The 15658-nt window shown below is 73.7% G+C and carries 18 protein-coding genes; 10 read left to right on the top strand and 8 right to left on the bottom strand.

What is annotated here, in order from left to right; translation table 11 throughout:
* Positions 1-3: 3 nt before the first annotated feature.
* The 4 genes from PVK37_RS02200 to PVK37_RS02185 all read right to left on the bottom strand — a co-directional run bounded on the left by PVK37_RS02200 (position 4) and on the right by PVK37_RS02185 (position 1769).
* A complete protein-coding gene (locus PVK37_RS02200) occupies positions 4-360 on the bottom strand; it encodes a nuclear transport factor 2 family protein (protein WP_275031998.1) in 357 nt (118 codons plus the stop codon).
* The gene (locus PVK37_RS02195) at positions 357-824 is read right to left on the bottom strand and encodes an SRPBCC family protein (protein WP_275031997.1); all 468 of its coding nucleotides are present in this window, start codon (positions 822-824) and stop codon (positions 357-359) included. Before PVK37_RS02195 ends, PVK37_RS02200 begins: the two co-directional genes overlap by 4 nt.
* Entirely contained in the window at positions 821-1198 is a 378-nt protein-coding gene (locus PVK37_RS02190; protein ID WP_275031996.1) for an ArsR/SmtB family transcription factor, read from the bottom strand. The genes PVK37_RS02195 and PVK37_RS02190 overlap by 4 nt, the downstream gene beginning before the upstream one ends.
* Positions 1199-1313: 115 nt before the next feature.
* Positions 1314-1769, bottom strand: a complete 456-nt coding sequence (locus tag PVK37_RS02185) for a nuclear transport factor 2 family protein (RefSeq protein WP_275031995.1) — start codon at positions 1767-1769, stop codon at positions 1314-1316.
* Positions 1770-2073: 304 nt separating this feature from the next.
* Between PVK37_RS02185 and glmS the strand changes: the two genes are divergently transcribed.
* A complete protein-coding gene (gene glmS / locus PVK37_RS02180; RefSeq protein WP_275031994.1) occupies positions 2074-3981 on the top strand; it encodes a glutamine--fructose-6-phosphate transaminase (isomerizing) in 1908 nt (635 codons plus the stop codon).
* Positions 3982-4167: 186 nt separating this feature from the next.
* Here the strand turns inward: glmS and PVK37_RS02175 are convergent, their stop codons facing one another.
* Positions 4168-5871 (bottom strand): alpha/beta hydrolase, encoded by a 1704-nt coding sequence (locus PVK37_RS02175; protein WP_275031993.1) that lies wholly within the window; start codon positions 5869-5871, stop codon positions 4168-4170.
* Positions 5868-6182: a hypothetical protein gene (locus tag PVK37_RS02170; protein WP_275031992.1), complete on the bottom strand. Its 315-nt coding sequence runs from the start codon at positions 6180-6182 to the stop codon at positions 5868-5870. The genes PVK37_RS02175 and PVK37_RS02170 overlap by 4 nt, the downstream gene beginning before the upstream one ends.
* Positions 6183-6377: 195 nt before the next feature.
* Here PVK37_RS02170 and PVK37_RS02165 point away from each other — a divergent pair, with 195 nt between their 5' ends.
* The 4 genes from PVK37_RS02165 (at position 6378) to tsaE (ending at position 10902) form a co-directional block, all read left to right on the top strand.
* Positions 6378-7847, top strand: a complete 1470-nt coding sequence (locus tag PVK37_RS02165; protein WP_275031991.1) for an NAD(P)H-hydrate dehydratase — start codon at positions 6378-6380, stop codon at positions 7845-7847.
* Between the two features lie 242 nt (positions 7848-8089).
* A complete protein-coding gene (alr, locus tag PVK37_RS02160; RefSeq protein WP_275031990.1) occupies positions 8090-9208 on the top strand; it encodes an alanine racemase in 1119 nt (372 codons plus the stop codon).
* A complete protein-coding gene (locus tag PVK37_RS02155; RefSeq protein WP_275031989.1) occupies positions 9205-10299 on the top strand; it encodes an alpha/beta fold hydrolase in 1095 nt (364 codons plus the stop codon). Before alr ends, PVK37_RS02155 begins: the two co-directional genes overlap by 4 nt.
* Before the next feature lie 111 nt (positions 10300-10410).
* On the top strand, positions 10411-10902 hold the full coding sequence (tsaE, locus tag PVK37_RS02150; RefSeq protein ID WP_275031988.1) for a tRNA (adenosine(37)-N6)-threonylcarbamoyltransferase complex ATPase subunit type 1 TsaE: 492 nt from the start codon (positions 10411-10413) through the stop codon (positions 10900-10902).
* Between the two features lie 68 nt (positions 10903-10970).
* Here the strand turns inward: tsaE and PVK37_RS31785 are convergent, their stop codons facing one another.
* Entirely contained in the window at positions 10971-11123 is a 153-nt protein-coding gene (locus PVK37_RS31785) for a type II toxin-antitoxin system HicA family toxin (RefSeq protein ID WP_423790983.1), read from the bottom strand.
* Between the two features lie 393 nt (positions 11124-11516).
* Positions 11517-12170 carry a hypothetical protein gene (locus PVK37_RS02145; RefSeq protein WP_275031987.1) on the bottom strand — a complete coding sequence of 218 codons (654 nt, stop codon included), beginning with the start codon at positions 12168-12170 and terminating at the stop codon, positions 11517-11519.
* 146 nt (positions 12171-12316) lie between these two features.
* Between PVK37_RS02145 and PVK37_RS02140 the strand changes: the two genes are divergently transcribed.
* From PVK37_RS02140 to PVK37_RS02120, 5 genes are all read left to right on the top strand, one after another.
* Positions 12317-13018 carry a uracil-DNA glycosylase gene (locus PVK37_RS02140; RefSeq protein WP_275031986.1) on the top strand — a complete coding sequence of 234 codons (702 nt, stop codon included), beginning with the start codon at positions 12317-12319 and terminating at the stop codon, positions 13016-13018.
* Positions 13019-13084: 66 nt separating this feature from the next.
* Positions 13085-13762 carry a tRNA (adenosine(37)-N6)-threonylcarbamoyltransferase complex dimerization subunit type 1 TsaB gene (gene tsaB / locus PVK37_RS02135; RefSeq protein ID WP_275031985.1) on the top strand — a complete coding sequence of 226 codons (678 nt, stop codon included), beginning with the start codon at positions 13085-13087 and terminating at the stop codon, positions 13760-13762.
* Positions 13759-14235 (top strand): ribosomal protein S18-alanine N-acetyltransferase, encoded by a 477-nt coding sequence (gene rimI / locus PVK37_RS02130; protein WP_275031984.1) that lies wholly within the window; start codon positions 13759-13761, stop codon positions 14233-14235. Before tsaB ends, rimI begins: the two co-directional genes overlap by 4 nt.
* A gap of 29 nt (positions 14236-14264) precedes the next feature.
* A complete protein-coding gene (gene tsaD, locus PVK37_RS02125; protein WP_275031983.1) occupies positions 14265-15311 on the top strand; it encodes a tRNA (adenosine(37)-N6)-threonylcarbamoyltransferase complex transferase subunit TsaD in 1047 nt (348 codons plus the stop codon).
* Positions 15312-15350: 39 nt separating this feature from the next.
* A complete protein-coding gene (locus PVK37_RS02120) occupies positions 15351-15605 on the top strand; it encodes a hypothetical protein (RefSeq protein WP_275035335.1) in 255 nt (84 codons plus the stop codon).
* Positions 15606-15658: the final 53 nt, after the last annotated feature.

Raw genomic sequence — 15658 nt, 5'->3', positions numbered from 1 at the left:
GCCTCAGCTCAGCATGACGAGGTAGGAGTCCACCCGCGCGATGAGCCCGTCCCGGAAGGTGAACAGGTCGGCAAAGGCGAACCGGAACGGCCCCTGCGCCACGCTGACGCCCCGGCCCTCGCCGGTGACGACCACGACCGGACCGTCCTCGTGGACCCGCTGGACGTCGAGCCGGGGGCTGCCGGTGAACGCGGGATTCTCGATCTCGCCGTCGAACTCGGCCCTGCCGTGGATGGTCCGGTGACCGTGGATGACCCACTCGACGTCGTCGGTGAGGGTCGCCAGGATCCGCGGGTGGTCACTGGTGCGGAACCCGTCGAAGTACTCCGCGACGAGGTGCCGTTGGGAGGTTCGGGTCACGGTGTGCTCCGTCCGGGTGCGGGCTGGTGGTGCCGCAGGTGCGCGGCGAGGGCGTCGAGGATCGAGGCGAGTCCGCTGGCGGCCCGGGGCGTCCGGAGTTCGGGGGGAAGCCGACGCTGGTGGACGGTGAGCCTCGTCCCGCCGTCGCCTGACGGCCGGATGGTGACGGTGGTGCGGATGCCGGTGGCGGGCTCGTCGAAGACGAGTTCGTGCGGTGCGGCGAGGTGGGCGTAGACGAACCGGAGCCGGTGGCTGGCCCCGCCCGGCGCACGGGTGTCGAGGGTGAACTCCCCGCCGGGACGCAGGTCGACGGTCACCGACCCGGCGGGCACGGTGGCGTGCGAACCGCCCCAGAACGCCGCGATGCCTGCCGGTGAGGTGAAGGCCGCCCAGACGCGCGTCGGCTCCGCAGCGAGGTGCCGTTCGGCGATCAGCTCGTCGCCGCGCAGCTCGGCGGCGGTCAACGGGCCGTCCCGTCGTCGGAGGGGTGGCCTTCGAGCGCTCCGTCGTCGGAGAGGTGGTGTTCGAGCGCGTCGAGCCGGTCCTCCCAGATACGCCGCTGCTCGTCGATCCACCTGCTGAGCAGCGCCATCTGGTGGATCCTCAGCCGGCAGGGACGTCTGGTGCCCTCGCGTCGTTGCTCGACCAGGCCGCACCGGCGCAGGACGCCGACGTGGTGCGAGATCGCCTGCGGCGTCAGGTCGAAGGGTTCGGCGAGTTCCCCGACCGTGGCGTCACCGTGCGCGAGGCGGGCCACCAGGGCACGGCGGACGGGGTCACCGAGGGCGGCGAAGGCCGAGTCGAGGTCTGGACGGTCGCTGACAGCTGGCGCAGACACGATCCGACCTTAACACAAACGATGGTTTGCGCAAGTCATCGTTTGGGAAGATGTCGATGGTGGCCGGGGTGTCCCGTTGCCTCCTCGAAGGCAACGGGACAGCGATCCCGGCAGCTCAGGACGACGGGGTCAAAAGATCGTGACGGCGATCCTCCACCAGTGGGACGACGTAGGTGTCCACCCGGGCGATCAACCCGTCGCGGAAGGTGAACAGGTTGTTGAAGGCGAAGCGGATGGGACCGTGCGTGACGCTGAGCCCACTGCCCTCGCCCGTCGCCACGACGACCGCGCCGTCCTCGTGGACGCGCTGGACGTCGAGCTCGGCCTTGCCGGTGAACGCGGGGTTGTCGATCTCGCCGTGGAACTCTGCCCTGCCGCTGGCGGTGCGCTGGCCGTGGATGACCCACTCGACATCGTCGGTGAGGGTCGCGTGGATTCGCGTCCGGTCGCCCGACCGGAATCCGGCGAAGTACTCCGCGACGATGTCGCTCGGGCTTTTCTGGGTCATGGCGCTCTCCATCCTGTGGGCCTGGTGGTGCCGCAGGTGCGCGTCGAGGGCGTCGTCGAGCATCGAGGCGAGCCTGTCGGCGGCTTGGATCGTCTGGAGCTCCGGGAAAGCTGACGCTGGTGCGCTCTGGCGTTCGTGCCCTCGTGCGGTGAGGGTCGCGAGGTCCTCTGCCCGGCGCCGGGCAACGAGGGCACCCTTCGACTCTATGGCGAACTTCCGGTGGCACAAGTCATGGTTTTGTCAGGGTTCGACGATCTGGTGCTGCTCTCGACGTTGTCGCCGGTGTGACCTTTCCGCTCATGGGCGGTGAGCGGTAACCCCCCTTCCGCGCAGACATGGTGAGCGAAACTGGGTTAGGCTGCGGGCCATGTGTGGAATCGTGGGTTACGCCGGCGCGCGCCCGGCGCTCGGCATCGTGCTCGACGGACTGCGGCGGCTGGAGTACCGCGGCTACGACTCGGCGGGCGTCGCCATCGTCTGCGAAGACGAGCTGCTGACCGAGAAGAAGGCCGGCAAGCTGGCCAACCTGGAGAAGGTGCTGGCCGAGCGGACCACCACCGAGCTGGACGGCTGCGGCGCGCGGGGCATCGGCGACGGCACCACCGGCATCGGTCACACCCGGTGGGCCACCCACGGCGGGCCGACCGACCGTAACGCCCACCCGCATCTCTCCCCGGACAACGGGGTCGCGGTGATCCACAACGGGATCATCGAGAACTTCGCCAAGCTCCGCGCCGAACTGGAGAACGAGGGCGTCACCTTCGCCAGCGACACCGACACCGAGTGCGCCGCCCACCTGCTGGCCGCCGCACTGGCCGACCTGCGCGCCGCCGGTGAGCCCGACGGCCCGGCGCTGCTGGCCGCCGCGATGCGCGCGGTCTGCCAGCGGCTGGAGGGGGCCTTCACGCTGCTCGCCGTGGACGCCCGGGTGCCCGGCGCGGTGGTCGGCGCGCGCCGTAACTCGCCGCTGGTGGTCGGCCGGGGCGACGGCGAGAACTACCTCGCCAGCGACGTCGCCGCGTTCATCGAACACACCCGCGAGGCGGTCGAGCTGGGACAGGACCAGATCGTCCTGATCACCGCCGACGCCATCGAGATCACCGACTTCGACGGGCAGCCGGCCAGCGGCAAGGACTTCCACATCGACTGGGACGCCTCGGCCGCCGAGAAGGGCGGCTACGACTGGTTCATGCTCAAGGAGATCGAGGAGCAGCCGCAGGCCATCGCCGACACGCTGCTCGGCCGGCTCACCGACAGCGGCGAGATCATGCTCGACGAGGTACGCCTCAGCGACCAGGACCTCCGTGACGTCGACAAGATCTTCATCGTCGCCTGCGGCACCGCGTACCACTCCGGGCTGGTCGCCAAGTACGCCATCGAGCACTGGACCCGGATCCCCTGCGAGGTGGAACTGGCCAGCGAGTTCCGCTACCGCGACCCGGTCCTGGACCGGTCCACGCTGATCGTGGTGATCTCGCAGTCCGGCGAGACCATGGACACCCTGATGGCGCTGCGGCACGCCAAGGAGCAGAAGGCCCGGGTGCTGGCCATCTGCAACACCAACGGCTCCACCATCCCGCGCGAGTCGGACGCGGTGCTCTACACCCACGGCGGGCCGGAGATCGCGGTCGCCTCCACCAAGGCGTTCCTCACCCAGGTGGTCGCCTGTTACCTGATCGGCCTGCACCTGGCCCAGGTGCGTGGGATCAAGTTCGCCGACGAGGTGGCCGCCGTGGTCGACCAGCTCCACCAGATGCCCGGCAAGCTGCGTGAGCTGCTGAACCGGATCGAGCCGGTCCGTGAGCTGGCCCGCGACCTGAAGGCCGAGCCCACCGTGCTGTTCATCGGCCGGCACGTCGGCTACCCGGTCGCCCTGGAGGGCGCGCTCAAGCTCAAGGAGTTGGCGTACATGCACGCCGAGGGGTTCGCCGCCGGTGAGCTGAAGCACGGCCCGATCGCGCTGATCGACCAGGGCACCCCGGTGATCTGCGTGGTGCCGTCGCCGGTCGGCCGGGGCATGCTGCACGACAAGGTGGTCTCCAACATCCAGGAGGTACGCGCCCGGGGCGCGCGGACCATCGTGATCGCCGAGGAGGGCGACGAGGCGGTCGTCCCGTACGCCGACCACCTGATCTACGTGCCGCGCACGCCGACGCTGCTCGCCCCACTGGTGACCACCGTCCCGTTGCAGGTGCTCGCCGCCGAGATCGCCGCCGCCCGGGGACACGACGTCGACCAGCCGCGCAACCTGGCGAAGTCGGTCACCGTCGAGTAGCCGCCCCCAGCGCCCCGGCCGCCCCCGCCGACCGGCCCACCCCGGTCGGCCCACCCCGGTCGGCCCACCCCGGTCGGCCCACCCCGGTCGGCCCGGCCTGATGTGCCGTGGTCCGTCCTGCTGTCGATCCGGCTCGTCCTGCGGCGGTCGGCCCGGCCCGGCCCGGCCACGTCGGGGCGGGCCGGTTCACGCCGTGCCCAGCACGATGCGGGCCATCCCGTCCAGGGACGGGTTGGCCGGGTCCCAGTACCCGGTGTGGCCGTACCGGCCGCTGGGAAAGGTGCGCCCGCCGAAGCTCGGATCGCTCGGGTCCCGGCCGAACCAGAGATCGTCGTCGGGTCGTCCGACCACCTCGCCGGCCAGCCACGGCAGCACTCCGCCGACGGCGGCCCGGCCGGCCAGCTCGACCGGTGGCCGGACCAGCCCGATCACGTCGTCGCCGGCGGTGCTCGCCCAGACCTGACCGGGCGGCAGCCGCAGGTCGGCGGCGTGGTCGACGCCTACCCCGGGGGAGCCGACGAAGACCAGCGCGTCGGCGGCGAGCCCATGCTCCCGCGCGGCGGTGCCGACCACCAGCGAGCCGTAGCTGTGGCCGAGGACGGTCTGCCGGGCCGCCGGACCCTCGTGGGCGGCCCGCAGCCCCTCCTGGAAGCGGTGCAGGCCGGCGGCGGCGTCCTCGGCCTGTCGGGCCCGGTACGCCTCGTGGACGAAGTCCGGGGCGTCGTAGTCCAACCAGAGCACGGCCGACACCTCCCGACCCGGCTCGAGCGCGGCGCAGCGGGCCGCCACCCGGGCCGCCCGGCCCAGTTCACCGCCGGCGTCGGCCAGGTCGGCGGTCATTCCCGGCACGTAGGTGAGCACCCGGTCGGCCCGGTCCGGGTTGCCGAGGGCGACCACCGCCCGGCCGTCCCCGGTCGGATCCAGACCGATCAGGTACGCGCGGGGTGCGCCGTCGGCAGCCGGGGCGGCCAGCCGGTCGCTGAGTGCGGCCAACCCGGCCAGCCTGGCGTCGACCCGGGCCACCGCGGCGAGCTCCGCCGGCCCGGCCGGCACCCGGCGCAGCAGTTCCCGCCGTTCGGCCAGCAACCGTTCCCGGTGCGCGTCGAGGAGCAGCCGGTTCGCCTGGTCCCGGGCGGTCGCGGGCAGCCCGTCGAGCCGGCCGACCAGGGCCGGCTCGTGTCCGACCAGCCAGCGGCGCTGCGCCGGGGTGAGCTCGGCCCACCAGCGCCGCACCAGCTCCGGAGCCGCCCCGACCGGTGGCCGGTACCCGGGCGGGGGTGTCGTCCAGCCGGTGCGGGCGGCGGTGGTCAGCTCGCCCAGCCGGGCCGACGCCTCCCGGTCGGCCGCCGCGACCAGGGCGAGCGCGGCAGCGATCTCACCCGACAGCCGCGCAGCCTCCGCCGCCTGACCCGCCACCACGCCCGCCGGCCCAGCCGGCCCGGCGCCCGCTGGTCCGGAGCCTGCTGGACCGCGCGCCCGGGCCGGCACTGTCGGACCGGGAGCCGTCGGGGGCACCCCGGTCGGACCGGAGGGTGCCGGCGGCAGGGCGACCCGACCGGCCCGGTCGACCAGCAGCCCCGCTGCGTCGGCCCGGTCCACCGCTCCGGCCAGCCGGGCCCGGGCCAGCCGGAGCCGACCGGCGAACTCGGCCAGGATCTGCTCCACCTCGATCAGCGCGGGAGCCACCGAGGCCAGCTCGGCACGCAGGGCGGTGAGCCGGCCGCCGGCCGCACCGGCGGCCGGTCCGTCCCAGGCGGCCCGGAGCCGCCCAGCTCCCGCCGTCAGGCCGGCCACCCGTCGCCCGACCACCGCGTCCAGCCCGCGCCAGGCCGTGCCGGCCCGCTCCCAGGCCGCCGGGTCGGTCGCCCAGAGCCGGGCGTACCCGCTCATCGGCCCGGACCGGGCAGTCGGCGGGCCGCCCGGTCGTCCGCCGCGTGGTAGCCGTCGGCGGCGGTACGGATGCCGGCGCCGGCTTCGGCCACCCGCCCACCGAGGGCCCCGAACCAGGCGTGCACCGCCGATTCCAGGCCGGACAGAGCAGCGGTGACACTCCACTGCGGTAGCGGCGGCACCAGTCCCGGCGTCCCGGCCAGCCCGTGTCCCAGTGCGTACGCCTCGTCGGTGAGGTGGGCGGCAGCGGCGCGCAGCGCCGGGATGTCCACGGTGAGGGGCGGCCCGCCCACCCCGACCGTCGCGCTCATCGCTGCTCCTCCCGCCACCCGACACGTCGACGTCAGCCGACGCTAGGGGAGCTGGCACGGTCCGGGAACGGCCTGTGGACAACCGGCGGCCGGCGTACCCCTCGGTTGTCCACAGGCATTGCCCGCAGCCGGTCCGCCGGCTACTCTCCGCGCCGCTAGGGTCGGTGGCGGGGAAGCCGACGGAACGGGGCGGGCATGAGATCGGTGTGGCGGGTCGGTGACGTACGGGCGGCGGAGGCCGGCCTGATGGAGACCCTGCCGGCGGGAACCCTGATGCGGCGGGCCGCCGCCGGGCTGGCCCGCCGCTGCGTGCTGCTCCTCGCCGACCGGGGTGGCGTCTACGGTGCCCGGGTGCTGCTGCTGGTCGGCAGCGGCGACAACGGCGGTGACACCCTGTACGCCGGGGCGCACCTGGCCCGTCGGGGCGCGGCCGTCGTGGCGCTGCCACTCGTTCCCGGTCGGGCCCACGCCGACGGGCTGGCCGCGTTCCGGGCCGCCGGTGGCCGGACCGTCACCGAGCTGCCGACCCGGGCCGACCTGGTGCTCGACGGCATCGTCGGGATCGGCGGCACCGGCGGCCTGCGTGAGTCGGCGCAACGCCTGGTCGACCGCTTGCCGCAGATCACCGGACGGGACGGCGAGCGGGCCACCGTGGTCGCGGTGGACGTGCCCAGCGGCGTCGCGGTGGACACCGGGCACCTGCCCCGGGACGCGGCCGGCCGGCCCGGCGCGTTGCGGGCCGACGTGACGGTGGCGTTCGGCGCGCTCAAGCCGGCGCTGGTGGTGGGGGAGGCGGCGGCGTACGCCGGGCAGGTCGAGCTGGTCGACATCGGCCTGACGCCCTGGCTGCGCGGTACGCCGGCGCTGCGGGTCACCGAATGGTCGGACGTGGTGGACGGCTGGCCCCGGCTCGGTCCCGCCTCGGAGAAGTACACCCGGGGGGTGGTGGGGTTGGCGACCGGTTCGGCGACGTACCCCGGGGCGGCCGTGCTCTCGGTCGGCGGGGCGCTCGCCGGGCCGACCGGCCTGGTCCGGTACGCCGGCAGTGCCGCCGCCGAGGTGCTGCACCACTATCCGTCGGTGATCGCCTCCGGGCGGGTCGCCGACGCGGGCCGGGTGCAGGCGTGGGTCTGCGGATCGGGGCTGGGTACCGGGGAGGAGGCCACCGCCGAGCTGCGTACCGTGCTGGCCGCTCCGGTGCCGGCGGTGCTCGACGCGGACGCGTTGACCATGCTGGTGGACGGCTCGATGGCGGACCGCCTGCGCGGCCGGGACGCGCCGATCGTGGTGACCCCGCACGACCGCGAGTACGCCCGGCTCTGTGGTGAGGAGCCGGGGGCCGACCGGGTCGGGGCGACGCTGCGGCTGGCCGCCTGGATGAACGCGGTGGTGCTGCTCAAGGGGGACCGTACGGTGGTCGGCACCCCGTCCGGGCAGGCGTACGTGAACCCGACCGGGACGCCGGCGCTGGCCACCGGGGGGACCGGGGACGTGCTGGCCGGGCTGCTCGGGTCGCTGCTCGCCGCCGGGCTGCCCGCCGAACGGGCCGCCGCGCTGGCCGCGTACGCGCACGGGCTGGCCGGTCGGGAGGCGGCCCGGCACGGCCCGGTGACCGCGCCGGACGTGGCGGCGGCGCTCCGCCCGGTGCTCGCCGGTCTCGCCTGACCGTCGCTGCCGCTGCCGTCGCCGCTTGCCACCGCCGCCCGGCCTGCCCGGCGGGCGCACTTCTGCACGACATGTGGACGTGGCAGGGTCGCCGGTGCCGCCGGTGCCGCCGGTGCCGCCGGTGCCGCCGGTGCCGCCGGGCCGACCGCCGGGCCGACGGGTCCGACTGGGCCTGGCCGGGTGAGCCGGGCCCTCCAGTGGCGTTGGACCACGGTGATCGCCGAGGTCAGTAGGCTGGGGGCATGTGGCAGGCCGAGGCAGAAGTCGATCTTGACGCGATCCGGGAGAACGTGGCGCGGCTCCGGTCGGGCACCAGCGCCGAGCTGATGGCGGTGGTCAAGGCCGACGGGTACGGGCACGGCATGGTCCCGGCCGCGCGGGCGTCGATCGATGCCGGCGCGGACTGGCTCGGCGTCTGCACCCTGGACGAGGCGCTCACCCTGCGCCGGGCCGGGATCACCGTGCCGGTGCTGGCCTGGCTGCTCAGCCCGGGGCTGCCGCTGCACGAGGGGGTGCTGGCCGATGTCGACCTCTCCGCGGCCAGTCTGTCGCAGTTGGCCGAGATGACCGAGGCGGCCCGGCGGGCGGAGCGGCCGGCCCGGCTGCACCTCAAGATCGACACCGGGTTGTCCCGGAACGGCGCGACCACCGCCGACTGGCCGACGCTGCTGGAGGCCGCCGCGAAGGCCGAGGCCGACGGCATGGTCGAGGTGGTCGGGGTGTGGAGCCACTTCGCGTACGCGGACCTGCCCGGACACCCGACCATCGACCGGCAGATCGCGGTCTTCCACGAGGGGCTGGGCCTGGTGGAGCGGGCCGGGCTGCGGCCCCGGCACCGGCACCTGGCGAACTCGGCGGCCACCCTCACCCGCCCAGACACGCACTTCGACCTGGTTCGTCCCGGTATCGCGGTGTACGGTCTCTCGCCGGTGGCCGGCGAACGGTACGGGCTGCGTCCGGCGATGACCGCCCGCGCCCGGGTGATGCTCACCAAGCGGGTCCCGGCCGACACCGGCGTCTCGTACGGCCACACCTACACCACCGACCGGGAGACCACCCTGGCCGTGGTGCCGCTCGGCTACGCCGACGGGGTGCCCCGGCACGCCTCCAACGCCGCCCCGGTGCGGCTCGCCGGCCGGAACCGGACCATCGCCGGCCGGGTCTGCATGGACCAGATCGTGATCGACTGCGGGGACGACCCGGTCGCCCCGGGCGACGTGGCGACCCTCTTCGGCGACGGCACCGACGGCGGCCCCACCGCCGACGACTGGGCCGAGGCGGTCGGCACCATCAACTACGAGATCGTCACCCGGTTCGGCGGGGTCCGGGTGGCCCGGGTCTACACCGGGGAACGACCATGAGTTCGCTGCTCTCCCGGGTCCCCCGGCCGCGTACCGCCGCCGGGAAGGTCGCCGGCCTGGTCGGCGCGGCCGTCGGGGTGGCCGCCGCCGGGCTCGCCGCGGGCGTCGCCACCGAGCGCGCCCTGGTCCGCCGCTACAAGGCCGACCGCACCGACCGGTACGCCGACGAGGTGTTCGGCCAGCAGCGGTACGACGAGGCGTTCCAGATGGAACTTCCCGACGGCACCGACCTGTACGTGGAGGTGGTCGAGCCGACCCGCCCGGTACCCGGTCGACCCACCGTGGTGCTGGTGCACGGTTTCTGCCTGGACATGGGCACCTTCCACTTCCAGCGCAAACTCCTCGCCCAGCGCGGCGAGCACCGCGTCGTCGCGTACGACCAGCCGGGCCACGGCCGGTCCGGCACCCTGGAGAGCGGCGACTACGACCTGACCGCGCTCGGCCACGCCCTGCGCCGGGTGCTCGACCGGACCGCCCCGGAGGGGCCGCTGGTGCTGGTCGGGCACTCGATGGGCGGTATGACCATCATGGCGTTCGCCGAGCTGTACCCGGAGATGTTCGGTGACCGGGTGGTCGGCACGGTGCTGATGGCCACCTCCGGCGGTCTGCTCGCCGAGACCAAGCTGGTCGCCCCGGCCCTGCTCGGCAAGGTCGGCCCGCCGGTGCTCTACATGGTCAACACCACCACCCGGTACGGCGGCACCATCATCGACCGGGTCCGCCACTCCACCTCCAACGTGTCCTGGCTGCTCACCCGCCGGTACGGGTTCGGCACCCCGAACCCCAGCCCGGCCCTGGTGTCGTACGTGGAGGAGATGAACTCGCGGACCTCCGCCGACACGGTCACCCGTTACCTGCGTACCCTCGCCACCCACGCCCGGTACCCGGCGCTCGCCGCGCTGGCCGGTACCCCGGTGCTGGTGGTCGCCGGCGAGAAGGACATGATCACTCCGGTGACCCACTCGGAGGAGATCGTCCGGCGGCTGCCGCACGCCGAGTTCGTCCGGATCCCGGACAGCGGGCACGTGGTGATGCTGGAGCACGCGGACCAGGTCGACGCCGCGCTGCTGGACTTCCTGGAGCGATTGTGACCGACTGCCCGGCCCGACGTGACCGGCTTCCTGAGGCGACTGTGACGAGCTTCCCTGGGGCGTCCCTGACGAACTTCCTGGAGCGGTTGTGACGAGTTTCCTGGAGCGGTTGTGACGACGACGGTGGTGGTGAAGCTGCCCACGCTGCCCGACACGCACGCCTTCGGGCGGCGACTGGCCGGGCTGCTGCGCGCCGGTGACCTGGTGCTGCTCACCGGGCCGTTGGGGGCGGGCAAGACCGCGCTGACCCAGGGCATCGGCGCCGGCCTCGGCGTACTCGGTGACATCACCTCGCCCACCTTCGTGATCGCCCGCGTACACCGGCCCGACCCGGCGCGCGGCGGCACGGTCGGTCTGGTGCACGCCGACGCGTACCGGCTGGGCGACGCCACCGACCCGCGCGCCGAGATCGACGACCTCGACCTGGACGCCTCCCTGGACGACGCGGTCACCGTGGTCGAGTGGGGGGAGGGGCTGGCCGAACACCTCACCGAGTCCCACCTGCACGTCCGGTTGGACCGGCACGACGACGACACCCGTACCGCCGAACTCGTCCCGGTGGGCGGCGACTGGCCCACCCGCCTCGCCGCCCTGTCCGCCTGACCCCCGCCCGGACCGCCCGACGGATGCCGCTATCAGTCAGCGCAGCAGGTGAAGGAACTCGGCGGGGGTCAGATCGGCCTGGCGGAGAATCGAGCCAACGTTCCCCGCTTGATCGTGCTGTGCTGCGGAACCACCACCATATTGCCGGCGGGATTCCGGTAGACGGCATGACTGCCCTTGGTGCGGACATGATCGAAGCCGGCCTTCTTCGAGCGTCTCACCCTGGCTGGCCACGTCGAGTTCCAGACAGCGAGCGACGTACCAGTCTTCCTCCTGGTGTACGGCCGCAGTCAGGGTCCGAACCACCACGCCTCCACTGGTGGTGTGCCAAGGCCATCCTACGGACAAGGCAACGGTTGTCCGTCCCACCTGCGCCGGCTGTGAGGTTGATGGCGTTCCCGGATCGGCCAGCCGGCCGTTCACCGACACTGCCCACCCGTCGTCGCCGAAGCCGTCACCGCCGCCGGGCCGGTTACGTGAACAGCCGCCCTCAACCCGACCGCCCCCGTTGACCATGAAGTTGTTGTCACGACACGCCGGAGCCGGGGACAACAACTTCATGATCAACAAGGGCGGGGGAGAGGGAGGAGGGCGGGGAGGGGGAGGGGTGGGGGTTAGGCGGGGGCGTCGATGTAGCCGATTTCTGCCAGGGTGGTGCCGTCGAGTTCGTAGACGGCGGTGCGGCGGATCAGGTCCACCGAGGACGAGGGGTCCTCGGGGCGCATCAGGAACTCCACCCGCGCCCGGCCGGCACTGATCGCCACCTTCTCGATCGGGGTCCGGTCCCCGATCTCGACCATGGTCACGTACGACGGTCTGCCGTCGACGTTGCGGAACATCGCGAGCTGCCAGAACTTGCCCGTACCGCCGCCGTCCATCAGCACCGGCACCACCGCGTCGGCGGCGTTGTCGCCGGTCAGCTCGCCGACCGCGCAGGGTGCCTGCAACTGGACGACCACCCCGTCCTCACCGGACCACATGCCGTCGACCAGCGGGATCGGGTCCCGGTAGCCGTTGTACGGCTGGGCCGCGCTGCCCAGCGACGCGGTCTGCAACTGCTGGCAGGTCAGCGGTGTGGGCCTGCCCGGCGCGGGCTTGGTCGGGGTGGACTTCGCCGGGGCCGGGTCGGTGGCGTCGGCGGCGGGGCTCTCCAGCCCCTGGACGGGGGTGGCGACCGCCTCGTCGCCGGTGGAGGTGTCGCCACCGAAACCGCAGGCCAGCCCGGTCGCCAGGGCGAGGGCCAGGAACGGCAGCAGGGTCTTGCGCATCGGGGGTCCTTTCGTGAGGTGGCCGCAGCGTAGTGCCGCCCCGCCACAGGCCGTCCCAGCCGGCGGCGGAACTGTCGGTCCGGGCTGGTAGGAAGTAGCCGATCCGGTCGGCGGGGACGCGCCGACCGCGCGACGAAAGGTGGCCCATGCCCGACGACGTGCCGACCCTGGACCTGCCGGCCCTGCTGCCGGAGGCCTGGCGTGCCGTGCTCACCCCGCACCTCGACCCGGCCCGCACGGCCGCGCTGGGCGAGTTCGTCGCCCGGGAGTACGCCACCGAGACGGTCTACCCGCCGGTCGACGACCTGTTCTCGGCGTACCGGCTGTGCGCCCCGCAGGACTGCCGGGTGCTGATCCTCGGCCAGGACCCGTACCACAAGGCCGGGCAGGCGCACGGGCTGAGCTTCAGCGTCCGGGACGGCGTGTCGGTGCCGCCGTCGCTGCGCAACGTCTTCAAGGAGCTGGGCGAGGACGTCGGCGCGCCGAAGCCGAAGGGCGGCAACCTGAGCGGCTGGGCCGCGCAGGGCGTGCTGCTGCTCAACGCGGTGCTGACCGTCCGGGAGGCCAAGCCGGGCTCGCACGGCAACAAGGGCTGGGAGGAGTTCACCGACGCCACCATCCGGGCCCTGGACGCCCTCGATCACCGGGTGGTGTTCCTGCTCTGGGGCGGGTACGCCCGCAAGAAGGCTGCCCTGGTCACCAACCCGCAGCACGTGGTGCTGGAGGCCGGGCACCCGAGCCCGATGAACCCGCGCGGCTTCCTGGGCAGCCGCCCGTTCAGCGCCACCAACAAGGCGCTCGCCGACGCCGGCCTGCCCACCATCGACTGGGAGCGCACCGCCGGCTGACCCGACGCACCCCTGGCCGGTCGAGTCGGCGCGGGCCCGGTGCCGGGCCCGGCTAGGGTGGGCAGCGTGCTCGTACTGGTGGTGGACTCCTCGACCCCGGCGGTGACCGCCGCCCTGGCCGAGGTCACGGCGGACGGCGTGACGCTCCGGGCGCAGCGGTGCACCGTCGACGCCCGCGCCCATGGCGAGCTGCTCGCCCCGCACGTCGAGGCGGTGCTCGCCGAGGCCGGCGTCCGCCCGGCCGGCCTGGGGGCGATCGTCGCCGGGCTCGGCCCCGGCCCGTTCACCGGGCTGCGGGTCGGGCTGGTCACCGCCGCCACCATGGGCCAGGCGCTGAGCGTGCCCACGTACGGGGTGTGCTCGCTGGACGCGATCGGCCACCCGGCGGCGGCCGGTGAACCGGTGCTGGCCGCCTCCGACGCCCGCCGCCGCGAGGTGTACTGGGCGGTCTACGACGCGGCCGGTGAGCGGATCGCCGGGCCGGACGTGGACGTCCCGGCGGTGGTCGCCGGGCGGGCCCGGGACTTGGGGGTCACCGGCATGGTCGGTGACGGCGCGCACCGCTACGCCGACGTGCTCGGTCTGCCGCTGCGGGACGAGCCGCGTTACCCGTCCGCGCTGGCGCTGGCGACGCTGGCCGCTGAGCGGATCCGGGCCGCCGCCCCCGGGGAGCGGCTCACTCCGCTGTACCTGCGCCGGCCCGACGCGGTGGCGGCCACCGCCCGCAAGTCCGTGCTGCCGTGACCAGCGATCCGGCAACGGACGGACCGGTCCGGATCGGGCGGTTCCGCTGGTGGCACATCGACGAGGTGCTGCCGATCGAGGCGGACCTGTTCGGGGTGGAGCAGTGGTCGGCGGCGATGTTCTGGAACGAACTCGCCAACGGGCACCACTACCTGGTGGCGACCGACACCGCCGACGGGCGGGTGCTCGGGTACGCCGGTCTGGCCGTGCAGCCACCGGACGAGGCGTGGGTGCAGAACATCGCGGTCCGGCGGGACGCCCAGCGGCGCGGTGTCGGCCGGGCCCTGCTGGAGGCGCTGCTCGCCGAGGCCGACGCCCGTGCTGTCCGTAGTGTGCTGCTGGAGGTCGCGGTGGACAACGCCCCGGCGCAGAAGCTCTACGCCGGGTACGACTTCGAGCCGGTCGGCATCCGGCGCGGCTACTACCAGCCCACCAACACCGACGCGCTGGTCATGCGCCGGACCAGCGACTGAGCCGAGAGACCGGGACTGACGAGAACACGATGGCTGACGAACCACTGATCCTCGGGATCGAGACCTCCTGTGACGAGACCGGGGTGGGCATCGTCCGGGGACACACCCTGCTCGCTGACGCGCTCGCCTCCAGCGTCGAGCAGCACGCCCGGTTCGGGGGCGTGGTGCCCGAGGTGGCCAGCCGCGCCCACCTGGAGGCCATCGTGCCGACCATGGACCGGGCGCTGGCCGAGGCGGGTGTCACCCTCGCCGACATCGACGCCATCGCCGTCACCTCCGGCCCCGGGCTGGCCGGTGCGCTGCTGGTCGGGGTGGCCGCCGCCAAGGGGTACGCGCTGGCCGCCGAGAAGCCGGTGTACGGGGTGAACCACCTCGCCGCGCACGTCGCGGTGGACACCCTGGAACACGGTCCGCTGCCCGAGCCGGCGATCGCCCTGCTGGTGTCCGGTGGGCACTCGTCGCTGCTGCTCGTCGACGACTTGGCCCGGGGTGTCACCCCGCTCGGCGCGACCATCGACGACGCGGCCGGTGAGGCGTTCGACAAGGTGGCCCGGCTGCTCGGCCTGCCGTTCCCCGGTGGCCCGTACATCGACCGGGAGGCGCGGGCCGGTGACCCGGCGGCGATCGGGTTCCCGCGCGGGCTGACCGCCCCGAAGGACCTGGCCGCGCACCGGTACGACTTCTCGTTCTCCGGGCTGAAGACGGCGGTGGCCCGCTGGGTGGAGGCCCGGCAGCGTTCCGGTGAGCCGGTGCCGGTGGCCGACGTGGCCGCGTCCTTCCAGGAGGCGGTCTGCGATGTGCTGGTGGGTAAGGCGCTGGACGCGTGCCGCTCCCAGGGGGTCGGGACGCTGGTGATCGGCGGGGGAGTGGCGGCGAACTCCCGGCTGCGGGCGCTCGCCGAGCAGCGGGCCGCGAAGCACGGTGTCCAGGTCCGGGTACCCCGGCCGAAGTTGTGCACCGACAACGGCGCGATGGTCGCCGCGCTCGGCTCGCACCTGGTGGCCGCCGGGGTCGCGCCGAGCAGACTGGACCTGCCCGCCGATTCGGCCATGCCGCTGACCAGGGTCAGCGGGTAACGTTCCGGCAGAAACCGGCCGCTTGGGGGGATGACCGACGTGATCGTACGGATGTGGGAGGCGCGGGCCGAGTCGTACGGGCTCGCCGACCTCCTCACCTGGGTCTGTGACGTCGCCCTGCCCGAGTTCGAGCACGACCCGCTGCACGTGTCCAGTGAGGTCTTCACCTCCACCGACCACCGGCTGGTGGTGATCTCCAAGTGGCGGAACACCCCGCGCGCGCTGCCGGATCCGCCGGCCACCCTGCTGGCCCGGCCGCCGCACTCGTGGGACTTCACCCAGGTCGACCGCTGAGGTGTCGACGACCCGGTGACGGGTGGCGGATAACTCGGTGGCGGGTGGCACGT

It is taken from the genome of Micromonospora cathayae (assembly GCF_028993575.1).
GTDB lineage: Bacteria > Actinomycetota > Actinomycetes > Mycobacteriales > Micromonosporaceae > Micromonospora > Micromonospora cathayae.
Note: the sequence above shows the minus strand (reverse complement) of the source record. Positions and strands in the feature narration are given on the sequence as shown.